20 protein-coding genes are annotated in these 20,758 nt (G+C 60.7%); 3 read left to right on the top strand and 17 right to left on the bottom strand.

Features of this window, described 5'->3' with window-relative positions; translation table 11 throughout:
- Positions 1 to 72: 72 nt before the first annotated feature.
- A complete protein-coding gene (locus tag QD336_RS16085) occupies positions 73 to 1,959 on the bottom strand; it encodes an ABCB family ABC transporter ATP-binding protein/permease (RefSeq protein WP_499171352.1) in 1,887 nt (628 codons plus the stop codon).
- A 111-nt stretch (positions 1,960 to 2,070) separates the two neighbouring features.
- The gene (locus QD336_RS16080; RefSeq protein ID WP_499171351.1) at positions 2,071 to 4,095 is read right to left on the bottom strand and encodes a LysM peptidoglycan-binding domain-containing protein; all 2,025 of its coding nucleotides are present in this window, start codon (positions 4,093 to 4,095) and stop codon (positions 2,071 to 2,073) included.
- A gap of 156 nt (positions 4,096 to 4,251) precedes the next feature.
- Between QD336_RS16080 and QD336_RS16075 the strand changes: the two genes are divergently transcribed.
- Complete coding sequence (locus QD336_RS16075; RefSeq protein WP_080817300.1) at positions 4,252 to 4,872, top strand: LOG family protein; 621 nt, start codon at positions 4,252 to 4,254, stop codon at positions 4,870 to 4,872.
- A gap of 262 nt (positions 4,873 to 5,134) precedes the next feature.
- Complete coding sequence (locus QD336_RS16070; RefSeq protein ID WP_269344098.1) at positions 5,135 to 6,895, top strand: peptidoglycan D,D-transpeptidase FtsI family protein; 1,761 nt, start codon at positions 5,135 to 5,137, stop codon at positions 6,893 to 6,895.
- Between the two features lie 54 nt (positions 6,896 to 6,949).
- On the opposite strand, the gene rarD is transcribed toward QD336_RS16070, so the two are convergent.
- The 15 genes from rarD to alr all read right to left on the bottom strand — a co-directional run bounded on the left by rarD (position 6,950) and on the right by alr (position 19,791).
- Positions 6,950 to 7,858 (bottom strand): EamA family transporter RarD, encoded by a 909-nt coding sequence (rarD, locus tag QD336_RS16065; RefSeq protein WP_499171350.1) that lies wholly within the window; start codon positions 7,856 to 7,858, stop codon positions 6,950 to 6,952.
- Positions 7,859 to 8,075: 217 nt separating this feature from the next.
- Positions 8,076 to 9,032 carry a prolyl aminopeptidase gene (gene pip, locus QD336_RS16060; protein ID WP_499171349.1) on the bottom strand — a complete coding sequence of 319 codons (957 nt, stop codon included), beginning with the start codon at positions 9,030 to 9,032 and terminating at the stop codon, positions 8,076 to 8,078.
- Between the two features lie 3 nt (positions 9,033 to 9,035).
- Complete coding sequence (locus tag QD336_RS16055) at positions 9,036 to 9,515, bottom strand: GFA family protein (RefSeq protein ID WP_499171348.1); 480 nt, start codon at positions 9,513 to 9,515, stop codon at positions 9,036 to 9,038.
- Positions 9,508 to 9,975, bottom strand: a complete 468-nt coding sequence (locus tag QD336_RS16050; RefSeq protein ID WP_269344094.1) for a GFA family protein — start codon at positions 9,973 to 9,975, stop codon at positions 9,508 to 9,510. The genes QD336_RS16055 and QD336_RS16050 overlap by 8 nt, the downstream gene beginning before the upstream one ends.
- Positions 9,972 to 10,448 carry a GFA family protein gene (locus tag QD336_RS16045; RefSeq protein ID WP_499171347.1) on the bottom strand — a complete coding sequence of 159 codons (477 nt, stop codon included), beginning with the start codon at positions 10,446 to 10,448 and terminating at the stop codon, positions 9,972 to 9,974. Before QD336_RS16045 ends, QD336_RS16050 begins: the two co-directional genes overlap by 4 nt.
- Positions 10,445 to 10,813 (bottom strand): endonuclease domain-containing protein, encoded by a 369-nt coding sequence (locus QD336_RS16040; protein ID WP_269344092.1) that lies wholly within the window; start codon positions 10,811 to 10,813, stop codon positions 10,445 to 10,447. Before QD336_RS16040 ends, QD336_RS16045 begins: the two co-directional genes overlap by 4 nt.
- 261 nt (positions 10,814 to 11,074) lie before the next feature.
- A complete protein-coding gene (cysS, locus tag QD336_RS16035; protein WP_499171346.1) occupies positions 11,075 to 12,460 on the bottom strand; it encodes a cysteine--tRNA ligase in 1,386 nt (461 codons plus the stop codon).
- 190 nt (positions 12,461 to 12,650) lie between these two features.
- On the bottom strand, positions 12,651 to 13,031 hold the full coding sequence (locus QD336_RS16030) for a hypothetical protein (RefSeq protein ID WP_499171345.1): 381 nt from the start codon (positions 13,029 to 13,031) through the stop codon (positions 12,651 to 12,653).
- Positions 13,032 to 13,349: 318 nt separating this feature from the next.
- Positions 13,350 to 14,090 carry an SDR family NAD(P)-dependent oxidoreductase gene (locus QD336_RS16025; RefSeq protein ID WP_499171344.1) on the bottom strand — a complete coding sequence of 247 codons (741 nt, stop codon included), beginning with the start codon at positions 14,088 to 14,090 and terminating at the stop codon, positions 13,350 to 13,352.
- A 145-nt stretch (positions 14,091 to 14,235) separates the two neighbouring features.
- Positions 14,236 to 15,744, bottom strand: a complete 1,509-nt coding sequence (gene purF / locus QD336_RS16020; protein WP_020009510.1) for an amidophosphoribosyltransferase — start codon at positions 15,742 to 15,744, stop codon at positions 14,236 to 14,238.
- Between the two features lie 139 nt (positions 15,745 to 15,883).
- Positions 15,884 to 16,471, bottom strand: a complete 588-nt coding sequence (locus QD336_RS16015) for a CvpA family protein (protein WP_269344088.1) — start codon at positions 16,469 to 16,471, stop codon at positions 15,884 to 15,886.
- An 89-nt stretch (positions 16,472 to 16,560) separates the two neighbouring features.
- On the bottom strand, positions 16,561 to 17,967 hold the full coding sequence (gene radA / locus QD336_RS16010; RefSeq protein ID WP_269344087.1) for a DNA repair protein RadA: 1,407 nt from the start codon (positions 17,965 to 17,967) through the stop codon (positions 16,561 to 16,563).
- Between the two features lie 6 nt (positions 17,968 to 17,973).
- Complete coding sequence (locus tag QD336_RS16005) at positions 17,974 to 18,267, bottom strand: type II toxin-antitoxin system RelE/ParE family toxin (RefSeq protein WP_499171391.1); 294 nt, start codon at positions 18,265 to 18,267, stop codon at positions 17,974 to 17,976.
- Between the two features lie 13 nt (positions 18,268 to 18,280).
- Entirely contained in the window at positions 18,281 to 18,550 is a 270-nt protein-coding gene (locus QD336_RS16000; RefSeq protein ID WP_269344086.1) for a type II toxin-antitoxin system ParD family antitoxin, read from the bottom strand.
- Positions 18,551 to 18,615: 65 nt separating this feature from the next.
- Positions 18,616 to 19,791 (bottom strand): alanine racemase, encoded by a 1,176-nt coding sequence (gene alr / locus QD336_RS15995; protein ID WP_499171343.1) that lies wholly within the window; start codon positions 19,789 to 19,791, stop codon positions 18,616 to 18,618.
- Positions 19,792 to 19,877: 86 nt separating this feature from the next.
- Here alr and QD336_RS15990 point away from each other — a divergent pair, with 86 nt between their 5' ends.
- Complete coding sequence (locus QD336_RS15990; protein ID WP_269344081.1) at positions 19,878 to 20,735, top strand: AraC family transcriptional regulator; 858 nt, start codon at positions 19,878 to 19,880, stop codon at positions 20,733 to 20,735.
- Positions 20,736 to 20,758: the final 23 nt, after the last annotated feature.

The following is a 20,758-nucleotide window of genomic DNA, read 5'->3' as shown; positions in this document are numbered from 1 at the left end:
GTTACAGCCAAACGACCCGCCCGGCAATGGCCCGACGGGTCTGCCACCCCCGTTCCCCGGGGTTTATGCCTGTCAATGCGCCGGTTCGCCGCGTTCCACGACACCCAGATCGTCGGTTTCGCGCGCATGACGCAGCATTTCTTCGGCCCGGATCGCTTCGCGCTGACGGCTCCACATCGAGGCATAGAGACCGTTCTGGGCCATCAGCGAGGCGTGTGTTCCGCGCTCGGCGATCAGCCCTTCCTTCAGCACGATGATCTCATCCGCGCCGATGACGGTGGAGAGGCGGTGGGCGATGACCAGCGTGGTGCGGTTTTTCGAGACGATATCGAGCGCGCTCTGGATTTCCTGTTCCGTATGCGTATCGAGCGCCGAGGTCGCCTCGTCGAGAATCAGGATCGGCGGAGCCTTGAGGATCGTGCGGGCAATCGCTACGCGCTGCTTTTCACCACCCGAAAGTTTCAAACCGCGTTCGCCGACCATGGTGGCGTAACCCTCCGGCAGCTTGCCGATGAAGGCGCTGATCTGCGCCGCATCCGCCGCTGCCCGCAGTTCTTCTTCGGTGGCAGAAGGGCGGCCGTAGCGGATATTGTAGGAGAGCGTGTCGTTGAACAGCACCGTATCCTGCGGCACCATGCCGATCACCGAGCGCAGGCTCTTTTGCGTCACGTCGCGAATATCCTGTCCGTCAACGGTGACGGAACCTTCCTGAATATCGTAGAAACGGTAAAGCAGCCGCGAGATCGTCGATTTTCCGGCACCCGAGGGACCGACGATCGCGACCGTCTTGCCCGCCGGCACGTCGAAGGAAACGCCCTTCAGGATCGGCCTTTCCGGATCATAAGCGAAATGCACGTCGCGGAAGGAGATGGCGCCGGGGCCTGCCGCAAGCGGTTTTGCATCTGGCCTGTCGGTGACCTCGGCCTCCACCTCGAGAAGATCGAACATCTGTTCGATATCGGTCAGGCCCTGGCGGATTTCGCGATAAACGAATCCGATGAAATTGAGCGGCACGGAAAGCTGCAGCAGCAGCGCATTGACGAACACGAAATCGCCGATGGTCTGTTCGCCGCGCTGCACGGCAAGTGCCGACATCACCATCATCACCGTCGAGCCGATGCCGAAAATCACGCCCTGGCCGAAGTTCAGCCAGCCGAGCGAGGTCCAGATCGAGATAGCCGATTTTTCGTAACGCTCCATGGCGATATCGAAACGCCGCGCCTCCATGTCCTCATTGCCGAAATATTTGACGGTCTCGAAGTTGAGCAGCGAATCGATCGCCTTGGTATTGGCGTCGGTATCGCTGTCATTCATGGCGCGGCGGATGCCGATACGCCAGTTGCTGGCCCTGACCGTGAACCAGATATAGGCCCAGACCGTGATGACCGTGACCAGCACATAGGAAAAACCATAGGACGCCCAGAAGATGATGGCCGTCAGCAGGAATTCGATGAAGGTCGGTGCGGTGTTGAGAATGGTGAAACGGACAATGGTTTCGATGCCCTTGGTGCCACGCTCGATGACCCGCGAAAGCCCGCCGGTCTTGCGCTCCAGATGGAAACGCAGGGAAAGCCGGTGCATATGCACAAAGGTGCGATAGGCGAGCTGGCGCACCGCATGCTGGCCGACGCTGGCAAAGAGGGAATCACGCAGCTGGTTGAGCCCGACCTGGATCAGCCGCGTCAGATTATAGGCGATGACGAGTGCTACCGCGCCGAGCAGGAAGGCCGGAACCAACCCCGCCATGTCGAGCTTGCCGTTCAGCGCGTCAGTTGCCCATTTGAAAAAATAGGGAACCGAGATCAGCACCAGCTTGGCGACGATGAGGAACACGGTGGCCCAGACCACCCGCATCTTCAGGTCCCACCGGCCCTCAGGCCACATATAGGGCCAGAGATTGATAAGGGTCTGGGTCGGATTGCTGGAATCCGCCGAAATGGTTTTTTTCTTCGTGGCCATCATTCTCTCCGGTCACTGCCGGAAGCCGACAGCAGGACGGCGGCTTTGGTCAAGCCGCCGCGCGTGTCACAGATAGGGTTGTTGCGGGTTCACCGCAACGTCTTCACATAGTCAGGAGCCGCTCTTCAGCCGCTTGCGGTGGAGTTCCTCCGCATTTGGCAGCGCCTCTTTCGGCACGCCGAAAATCTGGCCGGGCTCGATCAGATCAGGGTTTTTTATCTGGTCCTCATTGGCGAGGTAGATCGTCGTATACCGAACGCCCTGTCCGTAAACGCGACGGGAAATCTGCCACAGCGTATCGCCGCGGCGGATGATGACGCTGTTCTGGCTTTCGGCCAGCGGTGCCTGCTCGAAGGTCTGCGGGCCGGCAGGGGCCTGCGGCGCGGGGGCAGGCGGAGCGACGATGTGCAGTTCGGCGAGGCGGCTCGCGAGCGAGGCGATGCCCTTGCCGATGGCTGCCACATCATTCGGCCAGGCTTCGACCGTTGCGAGCAGCTGACGCGCCTTGGCGGTGATCTCGCCGGCAAAGGCGGTGAAGGCCGGCTCGGTGGCGGCGGCGGTGCGGAATTCCGAAAGCGATTTCAGGGCGATCACCACGGCGGAGCGGCCGGCAATGGCCTGATCGAGCGCCGGCGTCGCCTGATCCTTGTAGAGATTGGACAGGATGCCGAAGGCCTTGGCGACATCGGTGCGCAGTTTTTCAAATGCGGCGCGGTCGCTTGCCGTGCTCTGGTTTTCGGCCGGGGCCGTTGTCGTGGTGGCGGAAGATGAGGCCGACGGGGCCTGCATGGCAACGGTTGCCTGATCGGTCTGCGGCCGCTCGAAGGGAACGCGCACGCGCACCTTCGCCGTGCCGTCGGCATTCAGTTCCTCGACGGTGACGATATGGCTGCCGACGGCCAGATCGACATCGCCTTCGATGACAAAATGACCGGAGGCTTCCGTCGTGCTCTTGCCGACTTCCTTGTCATCGACCAGCCCGCGAACGGTCGAACCGGCGGGCGCGGAACCCGCAACGAAGATCTTCGAGCCCTCGAATTCGACGGCGGTGACCTGAACGCTCGACGTGAGCGGAGCGCCGGCCGCCGATGCGGCCGCGGAGGGGGCCACAGTGCCGGAAGAGGTCGCGGGCGCGTTGTTGGCGGTGGTTTCGGATGTCGCAGGCTGTTGCGACGGCACGGCATGTTGCGGCTGAAGCGCCGGGGGGACCGCCTCCGGCATGGCCAGCACTCGGCTTGCCTTGCCCGGCTTGGAAACCATGGCCAGGAGTTCGCCCTTCTTGCCGTCGGGCACGGAAACGGTTGCCACTTCTTCGGATTGCGTCGCCTTGCCGTTGGTATCGGTCGAGCGCAGCACCAGCTCATGATCGCCGGGCGGCAGGGGATTGTCGAAAACGGCGGCGAAATCGCCACTGCCATCGATATTCGTCTGGGCGATCACCTTGCCGTTGCTCAGAATTTCAAGCTTCGCGCCGGGCTGCGCCTTGCCGGCGATCACGGCCGAACCATCGGGCTCGACGCGCAGCACGTCGAAGGTCGGCGCGGTAGGGGAGGAGACCTGCGCCGCATCGGCAGGCGCGGTGGCCGGTTTTGCGGCTTCGGGTGCGCCATCGTCGGTGCCGGCGAAGACGCCGGCCAGACGACGGACCTGTGCTGCCGCCGCAGCGGCGCTGTCAGGCAGGCCGCGCAGGAAGGCCGTGGTGCGTTCGGCGGCGGCGCGCGCCGTGGTGATGAGCCGCGACGTGGTTTCGTCCAGCGACTCCGGAATGTCGATATTGGTCAGTTCCTTCAGCGAAGCCTCGACCTTCTTGCGGGCGGCTGCGAAATCGGCGTCGGACGGAACCTTGTTATCGGCGAAAAGCGAGGCCATGTCCTTGATCGACTGGGTTGCGGAAGCCGCCAGACGTCCGACCTTGTCGGCAATGTTGGCTGTTTCCTCGGCCGCGTCGGAGAGGATGTCGCCCGCCTTGTCGCCGCCCATTTCAACGCTGTTCTTCACGGCGTTGCCCGCTTCATTGATGGCGTCGCCAATCGGTTTGCCGTCGTTGGAAATTCGCGGCAGGACGAAAAAGATCATGAGCAGGGACGCAATGCCCAGCACGATCAGCGCCAGCAAACCGGCCTTATTGTTTTTCATCCTGGAATCTCCGGGTATTTCAAGCTTTTCACACGAGTTGAGATTGCTAGCGTCTTACCTTGCGCCAGACAAGCGGCGAGTGGCCAAAAGGCCATATTTGCAAGGGATTTCCCAAATTTTCTTGACGTGCCGCATCGCACATAGTTCCTTCCCTCCATGACGGACAAAAATACAGCGATTCGATCCATCTGCGTTTATTGCGGCTCCCAGCCCGGACGTGATCCGGCACACATGGAAGCAGGCCGCGCGCTTGGGAAATCCATTGCCGAAAACGGCATTCGCCTCGTTTATGGCGGCGGCACCAAGGGCATCATGGGTGCGGTTGCCAGCGGCGTTCTTTCCAATGGCGGCGAAGTGACCGGCATCATACCGGAATTTCTGGTCGATATGGAGGCAACGCGCCATTCTCTCGGACAATTGAACGAGCTTGTCATCACCAAGGACATGCATGAGCGCAAACACATGATGTTCGAGCGCTCGGACGCCTTCGTGACCCTGCCCGGCGGCGTCGGTACGCTGGAGGAGATCGTCGAGATCATGACCTGGGCGCAGCTCGGCCGCCACGCCAAGCCGATGGTCTTTGCCAATATCAACGGCTTCTGGAACCCGATGCTGGAGCTGGTGCAGCACATGCGCGATCAGGGCTTCATCCACCGCGCCCATCTCTTGAACCCGCTCATCGTCGACGAGGTGAAGGACATCGTGCCCGCCATCATCGACCGGGCGCTGGCCCAGCAGAACCCGGAAGGCGATCCTTCGGTGATCTCCCGCCTCTAAAGCGCTTCACGGCCCTGTTTCTACGCCCGTCTCCTTCTCAAAACCGCTGCGCATTTTTGGCAGACAAGCGACAGGCGTAACGATTGTTAACGGCCGTCTGGCGGCTCGTTACAATTTTAAATGTATATTAATACAGATTTAACAGCGGCATCGCGCCGCCCGCTCTTTTCATGGCCCCGCGACTGATCCTGTGCCAGCCTCATCCGAGGCGTTGGCGTCGCGGAATTCCGTTCTGTCGCCATGAGAGTGGGTGTCATCAGAAATGATTGCTTTTGTGGTGCGGCTCAAGAGCCGGGCGCATTTCATTATTCAGAGAAATGCCGGGCGGGGCGGTGATGCGATCCTCGGTTCCGCCGCGCGTCGCCGGGTGGATTCAAGGATGAGGCTCGGTATCCTGATCGCCGCCTTTGCCGTGATCTATGTCATCGTCGGCGCACGTCTCGTCCAATATGGCCTTGCCGAACCGGTGGCGACGGCATGGATCAATACCGGGGCGACGGCGGTTGCCTCGAGGCCGGATATTGTCGACCGCAACGGCACATTGCTGGCCACCGATCTCAACATGGTCTCGCTTTATGCGGATCCGCGCCGCGTGGTCGATCCTGATGAGGTGGTGGAGAAGCTCGCAACCGTCATCCCCAATCTCGACTGGCGCGAAACACATCGCCGCCTGCGCTCGGATACCGGCTTCCAGTGGCTGCGGCGCCAGCTGACGCCAAGGCAGCAGGCGGATATTCTCAATCTCGGCATACCCGGCATCGGTTTCAGGCCGGAAAAACGACGGTTTTATCCGGGTGGGCCGACCGCTTCGCATATTGTCGGCCACGTCAATGTCGATAATCAGGGGCTTGCCGGCATGGAGCGTTATCTCGACCAGCAGGGGCTGGCCGATCTGCGCGCCGTCGGCCTTGCCAGCGGCGCGCCGCTGGAACCGGTGAGGCTCTCGATCGATCTGCGGGTCCAGAACATCGTCCGCGAGGTCGTCGTGAAGGCGAAGAGCGCCTATCAGGCGGAAGCCGCCGGTTCGGTGATCCTCGATGTGGAGACCGGCGAGGTGCTGGCCATGGCCTCGGTGCCGGATTACGACCCCAACGAACCCTCCCGCACGCTTGCCGATGGCAGCATCGACAAGGAGTATGAAAAGGGCTGGTTCAACCGCATGAGCAATGCCACCTTCGAAATGGGTTCCACCTTCAAGAGCTTCACGCTGGCCATGGGGCTGGATGCGGGGGCGATCACCCTCAATTCGGTGGTGGATGCATCGCGGCCGATCCGCATGGGCGGCTTCACCATCAAGGACTTCAAGGGAAAGAACCGCCCATTGTCCATCCCGGAAGTGTTTCAATATTCATCGAATATCGGCACGGCGGCGGTGGCCGACAAGGTCGGTGTCGAAGGCCACCAGCAGTTCCTGACGAAACTCGGACTGCTGACGAAAATGGACACGGAAATGCCGGGTGTCGCCACGCCGACCCAGCCGAGGGTGTGGAAGAAGATCAATTCCGTCACCATCTCCTTCGGCCACGGCGTTGCCACCACGCCGCTGCAGACGGCGGTGGCGGCCGCAGCCCTCATCAATGGCGGCAACCTCATTTCGCCGACTTTCCTGCCGCGTTCAAAAGAGGCTGCGACCTCGCTTTCACGCAGCGTCATCAATCAGAAGACGAGCGCCGATATCCGTTATCTTTTCAACTGGAACGGCATCAAGGGCTCCGGCCGCGGCGCGCAGGTGGAGGGATTTCATGTGGGCGGCAAGACCGGAACCGCCGATAAGGTCATCAACGGCCGCTACGCGAAGAACATCAATTTCAACGCCTTTGTTGCCGGTTTTCCGATGCACAAGCCGAAATATGTCGTGCTGACGATGATCGACGCGCCGAAGACGGGTGTGAATGGCGGGCGCACGGCGGCCTCCACCGCAGCGCCGATGACCCGCGAGATCATCGCCCAGACGGCGGGGCTGCTCGGCGTCAAACCGCGTTTCGGCTACGACGCGGTGCCGCAATTGCTGGTGGATTATTGAGCCTTGCCTTCCTCATTCCCGTGACGAGCACAGGAATGAGGGGAGGAGCCAAGATTACCGCTTGAGTCGCATCAGGCTGGAGCCGGTATAGATCGCCAGCGCCACCCAGATCATTGCAAAGGCTGCCATCCGCACCGTGTCGAAGGGTTCCCGGAAGATGAAGATGGCGATGAGGAAGATCATCGTCGGCGCGATATATTGCATGATCCCGATGGTCGACAGCCGCAGCAGTTTCGCGCCGTTGCCGTAAAGGATGAGCGGAACGGCGGTGACGAGGCCACTTGCCGCCAGAAGCCAGGTATCGGTGGAATTGCCACCCATGAAATGCGCCTGTCCACTGGCGGTAAGCCAGGCCATCACCAGCACGGCGGGGATTGACAACAGCATGACTTCCAGCAGGAAGCCCTGTGTCGCGCCGATCGGCAAAGTCTTGCGGAAGAAGGCGTAAAAACCCCAGGATACGGTGAGCGCGATGGAGACCCAGGGCAGGCTGCCCGCATGCCAGGTGAGGATCGCCACGGCCAGCGCCACGAGGCTGATGGCGGCGATCTGCGCCGGGTAGAGTTTTTCCTTCAGAAGCACCGCGCCGAGGAAGATGCTGAAGAGCGGGTTGATGAAATAGCCGAGTGCGGCATCAAGCGCGCGGCCGGCACCGATCGACCAGATATAAACACCCCAGTTGATGCTGATGAGCGCGGCGGTCAGGCTCGCCATGGCCAGCATTTTCGGGTTTTTCAGCGCCGCGCGGATTTCCGCCGTGCGTCCGAGCACGACAAGCACCACGGCCGCGACCGGCACCGACCAGATGACGCGATGCACGATGACCTCGATCGGCGAAATATGCGCGACCGCCTTCATATACAGGGGAAGGAAACCCCACAGCAGATATGCGGAGAGCGCGAAAGCAAAACCGCGCGCGCTATCGCCGCCCTCTTGGGTCGGGAGCGTTTTGTCGAGTGCCATGGGGAGTACCGCCAATTGTTCGGATGGCCGTTTATAGCGGATCGGTCTGGCGGGAGCCAATTCATTTCCGTGAAGGGTTCATGAGAAAAACTGCATGAATAAAAGGCGCTTGCCTGCGAAACGGGCTGCAATTGCGAGTGAGGGTAATATTCACGCGAGGCTTTCCCCGCGTGAATCATCGTCTCATCCGGATGTTGCAAGGGCTTGAAAGTGCTGGTTATTTCCCCGCAAAACGATCGTTCGCGCGGATCAGCTGGTCGAGAATGCCGGGCTCGCTCATGGCGTGCCCCGCTGCCTCGACAATATGGAAATCCGCCTTCGGCCAGGCCTTGGCAAGCTGCCAGGCATATTTCAGCGGGCAGGGCATGTCGTAACGCCCATGCACGATGACGCCGGGAATATCTCTCAGCTTGCCGGCATCGCGCAGCAATTGCCCTTCTTCCAGCCAGCCGCCATTCACGAAGAAGTGGTTCTCGATGCGCGCGAAGGCGATGGCATATTTATCCTCGCCGAAATCCTCGACACGGTCGGGATCGGTGACGAGCGAGATGGTCGCGCCTTCCCATTGGCTCCATGCCCTGGCGCATTCCAGCTTTTTCGCCTCGTCGGCGCCGGTGAGATAGCGGTTATAGGCCTGCATCATCTCGCCGCGTTCTCCTTCCGGGATGGGCGCGATGAATTTTTCCCAGCGGTCGGGGTACATTTCCGAAACGCCGAACTGGTAATACCAGTCCAGCTCCGGTCTCGTAACGGTGTAGATGCCGCGCAGGACGAGTTCGCTGACGCGGTCGGGGTGGGTCTCGGCATAGGCGAGCGCCAGCGTAGACCCCCAGGAACCGCCGAAAACCAGCCATTTCTCGAAGCCGCAGAGTTCGCGCAGCCTTTCGATATCGGCGACGAGGTGCCAGGTGGTGTTGGCCTCCAGCGCCGCATGCGGCGTGGAACGGCCGCAGCCGCGCTGGTCGAACAGGATGACGTCGTAAAGTGCCGGATCGAAAACGCGGCGATGGGTGGGGTTCACCCCGCCGCCCGGACCGCCATGCAGGAAAACCGCCGGTTTTGCGCCGCGTGTGCCCACCCGCTCCCAATAGATCGTGTGCCCGTCACCGACATCGAGCACGCCGGTCTCGAAGGGTTCGATCTCGGGGTAAAAGCCGCGCAATTCTTCAGTCATGTCTCAGGTTCCTTCGGGTGGCCATGTGGCCGTGTCGTGATCCGGATGCTGCCGGTTGTTCACCAGTAGAGGTCTGTCATCGGTTGCAGGTTCCGGCTCGACCGGCAAGCCATCGAGTTCGCCGAACCAGTGCATTTTGCCGGTAAGATTGGATTGCGCTTCGGGCTTTACCCGCTCCGGCTCGTCCAGCGAACCGAGGGTGATGTTGATGAAATCGGCCTCCGGCAGGTCGTAGAAAAGCGGCGTGCCGCAACGACCGCAGAAACCGCGGCGCACGAGGTCGGAGGACTGGAACCACGACACCTCACCTCGGGTCAATTCAAATTGCGCCCGGCTGCTTGCTGCAAGCGGCATGAAATAATTGCCCGCCGCCTTCTGGCACATACGGCAATGGCACAGATGCGGATAACGCAGGCCGCCATCGATCCGGTAACGCACCGCCCCGCATTGGCAACCGCCGCTGAAGGCCTGGATATCACTCATCCGCGTCATCCCCCGGCGGCCATATGGCCGTATCGTGATCCGGGTGCTGATAGGAGGTGATTTCCGCCTCGTCGACGCTCTGTTCGATTGCCGGTTTGGAGAATAGCTGTTCGATCCACGGCATGCGCTTGTGGATATTGACCTGCACCTGCGGCTCGATCTCATCCGGGTGATCGAAGGCGCCGATGGCGATCTCCACGCCGCCGGGATAATGATAGGTCAGCGGCGTGCCGCATTTGCTGCAGAAACCGCGATGGATTTTTGCCGAGGAGCGGAAGAGGGCGGGCTGGCCGCGCGTCCAGGTCAGATGCGCCTGATCGGCGGTGACCAGCGCGCCGAAAAAATTGCCGAAGTGCTTCTGGCACATGCGGCAATGGCAGATGGAGGCCCGGCCGAGCTTGCCCGCATGAAACCGCACGGCGCCGCACTGGCAGCCGCCGGAAAAACCGCTTTCGCTCATTGTCTGTTCTCCGGCGGCCATTGTTCGGTGTCATGGTCGGGGTGCTGATAGGAGACTAGGCCGGCGAGATAATCCACCTGTGTCAGATCCTCTTCGGTGGGAACGGCGGGCAGCGTGTGAAGGCTGTCGACGAAATCGATCTTGCGCTCCACGCCCCACTGGATTGTCGGCGGCAGCGCGGCGGGATCGTCAAACGCGCCGGCCGCGATCGCCATGCCATCCGGCGCCTCATAGGTCAGTGGCGTGCCGCATTCGGGGCAGAAGCCACGTTTGACGACGCTGGAGGATTGAAACCGCTTCGGCTCGCCGCGCGTCCATTCGAATTCCACCTCGCGCACCGAAACCAGCGGCGCATAATAGGCCCCGAAGGCCTTCTGGCACATGCGGCAATGGCAGATGGAACTGTCTTTCAGGTCTCCGGTCGCGCGAAACCGGATCGCGCCGCACTGACACCCGCCCGTATAAATGCTCATATTTGCTCCTCCTTTACCGTTTTCAGGATGTGGAGACAGACATTGTCGATGTCCTTGAGGATATCGTCGTTCCAGAAACGGAGGACTGTCCAGCTGTCTTTCTGAAGCCGAGCAGTTCTTTCACGATCGTATTGTAATGCTGCCTCAGACGTATGCTGAGAGCCATCGACCTCGACAACGAGGCGGTGATCCGAGCACGCGAAATCAACGATAAAACCGGCAATCGGCATTTGTCTGCGGAAACTTAAGCCGTCGAGGCGATGTGCGCGAATAGCATTCCAAAGCTTCAGCTCGGCATCTGTCATCGCTTTCCGCATCTGCTTCGCATATTTGCGATGCATCGGGTCTACGTCTGCATGCGGCATGATCGGCGCTCGTCATTTAGCTACTTTACGCCAGATTGGTTGAGCTATCTCAAAACCGCAAGCAGATTGTGGTGATGGCTACCCCCCTCTGCCCTGCCGGGCATCTCCCCCACAAGGAGGGAGATCGGCAAGATGCAAACTCCCGGCCCCATCCGCAGCGCTAGAGATAGGCGAGCGATAGCCGCGATTAATCTCCCCACCTGTGGGGGAGATGCCCGGCAGGGCAGAGGGGGGGCCGCGAGCTACAGCCTTAACCGCTCCCTACCGCTTCAATTCCCAGGTCGTCGTCCGCTCGCCGGTCTCCTTGTCCTTGCCATCCTTCAGCTGAATGCCCTTCTCGGAAAGCTCGTCCCGCAACCGGTCCGCCTCCGCGAAGTTCTTCGCCTTCAGCATTTCAAGGCGCAACTGCACTAGCGCATCCACGGCAGAAACGATCGCTTCGTCCATTTCCGTCTTTTTCGGCAAAACGCCAAGCAGGGCGGCGCTGGCCGCAAAGGCGGGCAGTTTGGATGGATCGGTATTGGCGGCATGCGCGAGCGCATGCAGCGCCTGCACGGCGGCAACTGTGTTCAGGTCGTCGGCAAGCGCTTCGAGCACGGTTTCATCCGGCGCGGCATCGGAGACTTCGGCTGCCGGCCATTTGGCGAGCAGGCGTTCGGCTTCTTCCAGACGCTTTACCGAAAAATCGATCGGCTCGCGATAGTGCGTCATCAGCATGGCAAGGCGCAGAACCTCGCCCGGCCATTGCCGACCGCCGAATTTTTCCGTGTGCAACAATTCGTAGATCGTCACGAAGTTGCCCTCGGACTTCGACATCTTGCGGCCTTCCACCTGCACGAAGCCGTTGTGCATCCACACATTGGCCATGACATGCGTGCCATGGGCGCAACGGGATTGCGCGATTTCGTTCTCGTGATGCGGGAAGATGAGGTCGAGCCCGCCGCCGTGAATGTCGAAGACTTCGCCAAGATAGCGGCTGGCCATGGCCGAGCATTCGATGTGCCAGCCCGGACGGCCGAGACCCCACGGGCTCTCCCAGCCGGGCTCGTTATGGGACGACAGTTTCCACAGCACGAAATCGCCGGGGTTCTTCTTGTGGGCCTCCACCGCGACACGCGCGCCGGCCTGCTGTTCGTCCAGCGGACGTTTGGAAAGCTGTCCGTAGTCGGCCATGGACCGGGTATCGAACAGTACCTCGCCACCCGCCGTATAGGCGTGGCCACGCTCGATGAGCCTCTCGATGAGAAAGATCATCTCGGCGATATAATCGGTGGCGCGCGGTTCGACGGTCGGCTCAAGGCAGCCGAGTGCGGCCACATCTTCATGGAACTGGTCGGCGGTCTTTTTCGTCACCGCGTGGATGGCGTCGTTCAGCGGCAGGTGCGGATAGTCGCGCAGTGCCCGCGCGTTGATCTTGTCGTCGAGATCGGTGATGTTGCGGGCATAGGTCACGTGGCTTTCGCCATAAACGTGACGCAGCAGCCGGAAAAGAACATCAAAAACGATGACCGGGCGCGCATTGCCGATATGGGCGAAATCATAGACCGTCGGGCCGCAGACATACATGCGCACATTATCAGCGTCGATCGGCGTAAATTCCGCTTTTTCGCGGGTCAGCGTATTGTGAAGTTTCAGGCGCAAGGACATGCGGATATTCCCTAAAGGCAGTCAATTGTCCTGACCGGACCGTTTGTCTGTTGGACCTTGCGGGAGACGAAAACGATCTGGCCGGTGGCGAACCAGCAAAAATTATTTCAGCAGCAGGTGCAGATCGTCGTTTTCATGACTTGCGTTATGGCGCGGGGCAGGCCGTTGGTCAAGAGCCTGCCCGGCCGTGTCAGGCGGGCCTGCGGCCTATGCCGTTTCTTGCCACGGTCACCAGAAAGATCAGCATGGAAATGACGGTGAGGATCGATCCAATAGCCACGAGAACCCGTGCGCCGCTGGTCACGACGATGACGATGCCTGGCACGAGACAGAGAACGCCGGCAAGGGCAATGGCGAGATGCGCCTTCGAAAGTACCGTGCCGTCGGCCTCCGGCGTCACTGTATAATAAAGGCCGAACAGGCCAAGTGTCGTCCAGCCAACGAGATTGAGATGCGCATGGGCCATGGACAGAGAATGGTCTTCGGAAACCGACATCTGGATGCCCCAGATCATTCCGGCCGTCGCGCAGAGCACGGCCGCTGCGAAGAAACAGAAAGCAACATTTTTCATCCGGATATTCCCCCTCGAAAAGAGAACCGCAAAGAATGGCGGTTCAGCAGCATCGTGTGAACAAAGCTTCGGAATGCGGAAGTACGATCAGAAATAATACGCTTATTAGCTGAAATATCTGCCTAAAATAAATTTGCCTTATACGGAAATCGGGAAGGTCTATTCGCCACAGGCAAAAAACGATCCGACCCTTCGTAGCAGAGTTGTACGAAGTTTTTTCATCATGGCTATCAGGTGAGCGAAGAGGTCTCTTCGATCAGGCAGGAAAGGCAGGATTGCGGCTTTGCCGCCGACGATCCTGCCCATGTCCGGCAGTGATCACTCCGGCTGGCGGTAGTCCACGAAGCGCTTTTCCCGCACGACGAAGAGCTTGCCGGTTTCGGTCAGATCGGGAGAAGCCAGCGGAAGGATGGCTGCGGCGACCTCGGAAGGATGCGGCACGGTGGTCGGGTCTTCGCCGGGCATGGCCTGGGCACGCATCGCCGTGCGTGTCGCACCCGGATTGATGCTGTTGACACGAAGCGGGCTCTTCTGCGTTTCCGCAGCCCAGGTGCGGGCAAGCGCCTCCACGGCCGCCTTGGAGGTGGAGTAGACGCCCCAGAAGGGACGACAGCTATGGGCGGCCCCCGAAGACAGGATGAGTGCGCGACCGGCATCCGATTTCAACAGCAGCGGTTCGACCGAGCGGATCAGCCGCCAGGTGGCGGTGACGTTGATGTTCATGACCCTCTCGAAGACCTTCGCCTCGATATGGCCAACCGGCGAGATCACGCCGAGAACACCGGCATTGGCGACCAGAATATCGAGCTTGCCCCAGCGCTCGTAGATATTGGCGCCCAGCGCATCAATGGCCTTCATGTCGGAGAGATCAAAGGGGACCAGAGTGGCGGTGCCGCCGACGGCCTTGATGGCGTCGTCCAGTTCCTCAAGGCCGCCCACCGTGCGGGCGCAGGCGATGACATGCGCGCCGGCCTTGGCGAGTTCCAGCGCCGTGAAATAGCCGATGCCGCGCGACGCGCCGGTGACGAGAGCGATACGGCCCTTGAGATCGATAGTCATGGTCTCCCCCGAAATGATTGCGCTTCCTTCTACGAAGCGCTAGCGGCCTTTCGCAAGCGATCATATCGTCGCATGTGATGGCCTGAACAAAAGGCAAGAAAAAAGCGGCCACCGGAAGCCGGATGGCCGCTTTGTGTCAGGCGTATCAGCCGTTGCTGGCCAGCATGGAAATCTTGCTGCCCATCGCCTCGCCATTCTGGTCGAGAAGGCGGGTCGGATAATCGCCGGTGAAATAATGGTCCGTGAATTGCGGCCGTGCCGGGTTGCGGTTTTCACCGCCGACGGCACGATAAAGCCCGTCGATGGACAGGAAGGCCAGCGAATCGGCACCGATGAATTTCGCCATCGCCTCGACATCGGCATATTGGTTGGCGAGCAGCTTGTCGGCGTCAGGCGTGTCGATGCCGTAGAAATCCGGGTGGAAGATCATCGGGCTGGCGACGCGGATATGCACTTCCTTGGCGCCCGCCTCGCGGATCATCTGAACGATCTTCACCGAGGTCGTGCCGCGCACGATGGAATCATCCACCAGCACGACGCGCTTGCCTTCGATCATCGCCCGGTTGGCGGAGTGCTTGAGCTTGACGCCGAAAGCACGAATCTGCTGGGTCGGCTCGATGAAGGTGCGGCCGACATAGTGGTTGCGGATGATGCCGTATTCGAAGGGAATACCGCTTTCCTGCGCAAAACCGAGCGCTGCCGGCGTGCCGCCATCGGGAACCGGGACAACCACATCGGCTTCCAGCGGTGCTTCCTTGGCGAGGTTCATGCCCATGTTCTTGCGCGTCGTATAGACGTTGCGGCCGCCGACGACGGAATCGGGACGGGCGAAATAGACATATTCGAACAGGCAGAGACGTTCCGGCTGCGGCTTGGAAGGCTTGCGCGCATCGATGGTGATCGAGCCATCAGGCTGGATTTCGCAGATGATGACTTCGCCATTTTCCACGTCGCGGACGAATTTCGCGCCGATGATATCAAGGGCACAGGTTTCCGAGCAGAAGATCGGCTTGCCGTCCAGCTCCCCCATGACCAACGGGCGGATGCCGATCGGGTCACGCGCGGCAATCAGCTTGGTGCGCGTCATCGCCAGCATCGAATAACCGCCTTCCATCTGGCGGATGGCATCGATGAAACGATCGGCGGTGGAAGAGTGGCGCGAGCGGGCGATGAGGTGAAGAACGACTTCGGTATCCGAGGTCGACTGACAGATGGCGCCGGTGGCGATGATCTGGCGGCGCAGCGTCAGGCCGTTGGTGAAGTTGCCGTTATGGGCAATGGAAATGCCGCCTTCTTCCAGTTCGGCAAACAGCGGCTGCACGTTGCGCATCGCCACTTCGCCGGTGGTGGAATAACGGGTGTGGCCAATCGCGATGGAGCCGGGCAGGCGGGCGAGCGTTGCGGGATCGGTATAATGATCGCCGACGAGGCCCATATGGCGTTCCTGATGGAAGCGCTTGCCATCGAAAGAAACGATGCCGGCTGCTTCCTGGCCGCGATGCTGAAGCGCATGGAGACCAAGAGCGGTCAGCGCCGAGGCGTCGGCATGGCCGAGAATGCCGAAAACGCCGCATTCTTCATGCAGCGTATCGCCGTCGATCTCTTCTTTGAACGTGGCCCCAGGGAACGGGGAATGCGAAAGCGGCTCAATCATCCGGCTTGCCCTTGCTCTCTACCGAGAAAAAAAGAAAGACCTCTCCGGTGAGTATGTCTCCCGGTCGGCCCATCTGTGTCGTGCTTGATATTTAGCACAAATAGCGCGCCTTGCATGCATTGCAAGGCGCGACACTGTGTCAATTATTCGTTGCCGGCGGATTTGCTGCCGGCACATCTTCCGCGGGCGCCTGCGTGGCGCCGGGTTCCTGTTGTTTTCCGAGGATGCGGGCGCGGATCTGCGGTTCGATATCGTCAGGCAGAACGGCCTCCAGCTTGCCCACCAGCCCGTCGAGGAAAGGCTTGGCCTTGGCCTGCGTGACCCATTCCGGCTGCGTCTTCACATCCACCAGCCAGTTCCAGAAGGCGACCGCGACGACGAGCAGCAGGATGCCGCGCGCCGCGCCGAACAGGAAACCGAGCGTGCGATCCAAAGCGCCGATGCGGCTGTCGATGATGAAATCGGCAATGCGCGAGGTGATGAAGGAAATCACGATCAGCGAGACGAGGAAAACCACGCCCGCCGAACCGGCAATGGCGATCTTGTCGTCATCGGTATAGTTGCGCGCATAGGGCAGCAGGACCGGATAGAGATAATAGGCGGCGGCGACCGAACCGGCCCAGCTCGCAATCGACAGAATTTCGCGGGAGAAGCCGCGGACCATCGCGAGAATGGCGGAGAAAAGAACAACGGCGATGACGATGCCGTCGAAAATTGTAATGGGCATATACCAACTCCGGAGGTGCGACGCCTTGTCAGACGCTGCCTTGCCAATTTTGCGATCCTCTTACACCACTGTTTCCCTTGGCGAAAGGATCAATATTCGTCGTCCTCAACCTGTTTGAACCGGTTGCCGGAGCCGGCGATGCGGGCCACGAGGTCCGGAAGGCTTTCGATTTCCGTCCAGCGCCCCTTGCCGCCTTTCGGCAATTCAGCCGAAGCAGAAGGCAGAAGTGCGGCGGAAAAGCCGAGTTTTTCAGCTTCTTTCAATCGCTGGCCCGTATGTGAGACCGGCCTTACCGCGCCCGACAGGCTGATTTCGCCGAAATAGACGCAATCGGCGGGCAGGGCAAGGCCGGCAAGCGAGGAAACCAATGCAGACGCAATCGCCATATCGGCGGCCGGTTCCGATATGCGGTATCCGCCGGCGATGTTGAGGTAAACATCGTGCTGGCCGAGTTTCACGCCGCAATGGGCCTCAAGTACGGCTAGAATCATGGCGAGCCGCGAACTGTCCCAGCCAACCACGGCACGGCGCGGCGTACCGAGCGAGGTGGCGGCGACCAGCGCCTGTACTTCGACGAGAATGGGGCGCGTGCCTTCCATGCCGGCGAAGACGGCGGCGCCCGGCGATTTTTCGTTGCGCTCGCCGAGGAAAAGTTCGGATGGGTTGGAAACCTCACGCAATCCCCGGTCCGACATCTCGAACACACCGATCTCGTCTGTCGGTCCGAAGCGGTTCTTCACGGTGCGCAGGATACGGTAATGATGGCCGCGATCACCTTCGAAATAGAGGACGGCGTCGACCATGTGTTCCACCACGCGCGGACCGGCAATCTGGCCTTCCTTGGTCACGTGGCCAACCAGCACCATGGTGGCGCCCGTCTGCTTGGCGAAACGGATCATCGCCTGCACGCCGGTGCGCACCTGCGTCACCGTGCCGGGAGCGGAATCGGCCGTGTCGCTCCACAGTGTCTGGATGGAATCGATGATGACGAGATCGGGCCGCTTGCCCTCGGAGATCGTCGCCAGAATATCCTCGACATTGGTTTCCGCGGCCAAAAGCACGTCGGTTTCCGCCGCACCCAGACGCTGGGCGCGCAGGCGCACCTGTGCCACCGCCTCTTCGCCGGAGACATAGATGATGCGATGCCCGCGCCGCGAAAGGGCGGCCGCCGCCTGCATGAGAAGGGTCGATTTGCCGATGCCGGGATCGCCGCCGATCAGGACGGCTGAACCGCGCACGAAACCGCCGCCGGTCGCCCGGTCGAGTTCACTGATGCCGGTCGGGATGCGCGGCGCTTCCTCGATTTCGCCGGACAGCGAGGTGAGCGTGACGGGCCGACCCTTCTTGGGTGTCTTGCCCGGCCCGGAGCCGATGCCGCCCATAGGGTCTTCCTCGACGATGGTATTCCACTCGCCGCAGCCTTCGCATTTTCCCGCCCAGCGGGTGTGAACCGTGCCGCAGTTCTGGCACACGAATTGGGTCTTGGCTTTGGCCATGTTATGTCAGTTTTCTTCTTGTTTGAAATCTTCGGCGGAAATGTCCTGATGGCCATGCAGCACGCGCATCACGGTTAGTTCGCCATTGTTGACACGAAAGAAAATCACACGATCTCGATACGCAATGCTGCGAAGCCCCGTGCCGTATCCGTGTCTTGAGACGCCGGTCAAACCAAGTGCCGCTATCGATTCGATTTTGTTATAGATATCGAGAACAAGGCGATCCGCAGCAACGGGATTTTCGGTTTCAATGTAAGCATGATCTTCGGCAAGATCGCGCCTTGCCCGCGTGGTCCAGATAGGAGTCCGGATTTTAATGATCGGTCCCCGTTTTCTGCTGGGCGGAAACGCGTTTGATATCGCTCAGAAAATCGTCTTGTGAGGCATAGCGGTGAACCCGGCCAGCCTCCGCGTCGTCAATACCCTCCTGTATCAGCAATCTAAGCGCGGCCCTCTTGCCTTCGTCACTGCTCAGCAATTGCAGGCTCGCATGAATGACGGCATCCGCATCGCTATAGATGCCTGCCGCCACCTGCTCTTCGATGAACTTCTCGTCCTGCTCGCTCAAATGGATTTCGGGCATTTCGATCTCCTTTTGTTCTCTTTTAGCACAGGTCGCGTCGGCTTTCCAAGAGCTAAAGGCGGCCCTCAGTCGTCCGCCATCAGATATTGCCGCTCGTAACGCAGACCAAGCCCCGTCAGCATCTCGTAGCCGATGGTGCCGGCCGCGCGTGCAGTCTCATCGACCGGAACGTTGGGGCCAAAAAGCTCGATATAGTCGCCGCTGCGGATGGCATTTGCCGGCACGTCCGTCACGTCGAAAATGGTGAGGTCCATGGTCACGCGGCCGGCGACGGGCACTTTATGGCCGTTGACCACGCCATAGGCGCCGCCATGGCCCATTTCGCGTAGCGGAATGCCGGAGCCGGAAAGCGAGCGCTGGTATCCATCCGCATAACCGACCGATGCGATGGCGAGCCGGCTTGCGCGCTTGAGCAGGAAGGTGCCGCCATAACTGACGGTCTGGCCTTCGCCGGCCTCGCGAATCTGGATGATCCGCGCCTCGGCCGTGGCCACAGGCCGCATCGGATTGGCCACGCCGTTCACCGCTTCACCGCCATAAAGCGCGATGCCGGGGCGGGTAAGGTCGAAATGATAGTCAGGGCCTAGAAATATCCCGGCGGAAGCCGAGAGGCTTGATTCGATACCTTCGAAAGCGGCGCTAACCTTCCGGAATGATTCGAGCTGCACCCTGTTCATCGGCGAGGAGGGCGTGTCGGCGCAGGCAAGGTGCGACAGCACCAGAACCGGGTCGAAACTCGCCGGCCGCGTCACGTCGTCGGCCAGAAACAGGGCGTCATCGAGCGGCAGCCCAAGGCGATTGAAGCCCGTATCCACATGCAGCGCGCAGGGGTGATCGCCCCGCTCGGCGACTGTCGCCATCCAGAAGGAAAGCTGCTCCTCGGAGGCCAGAACCGGCACGAGATCATTGTCGAAGACCTGCCGTTCCTGGCCTTGCCAGATGCCGGAAAGCACGAAGATGCGCGCTTCCGGGGCATAGGACCGCAGCGTCGCGCCCTCGGCCACCGTCGCCACGAAGAAGTCCCGCGCGCCGGCATGGTAAAGCGTCGCGCCGCAATCTTCGATACCGAGACCATAAGCATCGGCCTTGACGACAGCCGCCGTCCGCGCGCCTGCCGAGCGCTTCTTCATGTCCCGCCAATTATCGGCGAGAGCGCCGAGATCGACGGTCAGCCTCAGCGGGGCGGTTTCGAATGCTTCGGTTTCGTTTTCGGAAAATGTGTCTTCGAAGTCGTCTGTCATGCCATGCGTCCGGTTGATCTTGAACCGGTTCGGACCCTAGCACTTTTGTTCAAGACGGTAAGGACGGAATGCTCTAAACTTCGCTCATGCACAATGTTTCGCAGGAACAGGCCCTTGATTTCATGCCCGTTGCCACGACGGAAACCACGCGTTTCTGGCGTGACCGGCGTTTTGGCGGCATGGAATGCCTGAGCGCGACTTTTCTCACCCATGAATATTCACCGCATGCGCATGACACGTTTTCCATAGGTGCCATCGAAAGCGGCTCGCAGATCTCCACCATTCAGGGCACGACCGAACAGACCGGGCCGGGGCATCTTTACCTCATCAACCCGGATGAGATTCACGATGGCGCGCCGGGCGGCGGCGGTTATCGCTACCGGATGATCTATCCCGATACGGAACTGCTGCGGGAGATTATCGAGGATGTGACGGGCAGGGCGTTTCACGGCACGCCGTCCTTTCCGAAGTTCCTGCCGCGCGATCCGCAGATGGCGACGGCCTTCCAGATGGCACATCGGCGGCTGGAGGCGAAAACCGGCGCACTCGAAGCGGATGAGGGCATGTTCTCGGTTCTGGCGGTGCTGTTCGGCAGGCATGGCAGCGCCATCATCCTGCCGGTCGAAACCCGCGAGAAAACGGCGGTCCATACCGCGCGGGATTATCTCACCGACAATTACGAGAGCGATATCGGGCTGGAGGAGCTGGCCTCCATCGCCGGTCTCAGCCGGGCGCATCTCATCCGCGCCTTTCGCAAGGAATTTCACATCACCCCGCATGCCTATCTGACGGATGTGCGCATCCGCAGGGCGCGGCGTCTGCTGCGCGCCGGCGAGATGCCGGCCGAAGTGGCGGCGCTCTGCGGTTTTGCCGATCAGGCGCATTTCACCCGGCACTTCAAGGCGCGCACGGGCGTTACGCCGGGACAGTTTCGGACGGGGTGAAGTTCCGCACATCTTTCCCTCCG

This window comes from Rhizobium sp. BR 250, from assembly GCF_047445855.1.
GTDB classification, from domain to species: domain Bacteria; phylum Pseudomonadota; class Alphaproteobacteria; order Rhizobiales; family Rhizobiaceae; genus Agrobacterium; species Agrobacterium tumefaciens_I.
Note: the sequence above shows the minus strand (reverse complement) of the source record. Positions and strands in the feature narration are given on the sequence as shown.

Excerpts from the sequence above, each read along its gene's own strand:
- purF (WP_020009510.1), bottom strand. The coding sequence starts at position 15,744 with ATGATTGAGCCGCTTTCGCATTCCCCGTTCCCTGGGGCCACGTTCAAA.
- QD336_RS16000 (WP_269344086.1), bottom strand. The coding sequence starts at position 18,550 with ATGCCCGAAATCCATTTGAGCGAGCAGGACGAGAAGTTCATCGAAGAG.
- QD336_RS16025 (WP_499171344.1), bottom strand. The coding sequence starts at position 14,090 with ATGACTATCGATCTCAAGGGCCGTATCGCTCTCGTCACCGGCGCGTCG.
- QD336_RS16075 (WP_080817300.1), top strand. The coding sequence starts at position 4,252 with ATGACGGACAAAAATACAGCGATTCGATCCATCTGCGTTTATTGCGGC.
- QD336_RS16045 (WP_499171347.1), bottom strand. The coding sequence starts at position 10,448 with ATGAGCATTTATACGGGCGGGTGTCAGTGCGGCGCGATCCGGTTTCGC.
- cysS (WP_499171346.1), bottom strand. The coding sequence starts at position 12,460 with ATGTCCTTGCGCCTGAAACTTCACAATACGCTGACCCGCGAAAAAGCG.
- radA (WP_269344087.1), bottom strand. The coding sequence starts at position 17,967 with ATGGCCAAAGCCAAGACCCAATTCGTGTGCCAGAACTGCGGCACGGTT.
- pip (WP_499171349.1), bottom strand. The coding sequence starts at position 9,032 with ATGACTGAAGAATTGCGCGGCTTTTACCCCGAGATCGAACCCTTCGAG.
- QD336_RS16050 (WP_269344094.1), bottom strand. The coding sequence starts at position 9,975 with ATGAGCGAAAGCGGTTTTTCCGGCGGCTGCCAGTGCGGCGCCGTGCGG.
- QD336_RS16030 (WP_499171345.1), bottom strand. The coding sequence starts at position 13,031 with ATGAAAAATGTTGCTTTCTGTTTCTTCGCAGCGGCCGTGCTCTGCGCG.
- QD336_RS16040 (WP_269344092.1), bottom strand. The coding sequence starts at position 10,813 with ATGCCGCATGCAGACGTAGACCCGATGCATCGCAAATATGCGAAGCAG.
- QD336_RS16085 (WP_499171352.1), bottom strand. The coding sequence starts at position 1,959 with ATGGCCACGAAGAAAAAAACCATTTCGGCGGATTCCAGCAATCCGACC.
- QD336_RS16070 (WP_269344098.1), top strand. The coding sequence starts at position 5,135 with ATGATTGCTTTTGTGGTGCGGCTCAAGAGCCGGGCGCATTTCATTATT.
- QD336_RS16055 (WP_499171348.1), bottom strand. The coding sequence starts at position 9,515 with ATGAGTGATATCCAGGCCTTCAGCGGCGGTTGCCAATGCGGGGCGGTG.
- QD336_RS16080 (WP_499171351.1), bottom strand. The coding sequence starts at position 4,095 with ATGAAAAACAATAAGGCCGGTTTGCTGGCGCTGATCGTGCTGGGCATT.
- QD336_RS16015 (WP_269344088.1), bottom strand. The coding sequence starts at position 16,471 with ATGCCCATTACAATTTTCGACGGCATCGTCATCGCCGTTGTTCTTTTC.
- QD336_RS15990 (WP_269344081.1), top strand. The coding sequence starts at position 19,878 with ATGCACAATGTTTCGCAGGAACAGGCCCTTGATTTCATGCCCGTTGCC.
- alr (WP_499171343.1), bottom strand. The coding sequence starts at position 19,791 with ATGACAGACGACTTCGAAGACACATTTTCCGAAAACGAAACCGAAGCA.
- rarD (WP_499171350.1), bottom strand. The coding sequence starts at position 7,858 with ATGGCACTCGACAAAACGCTCCCGACCCAAGAGGGCGGCGATAGCGCG.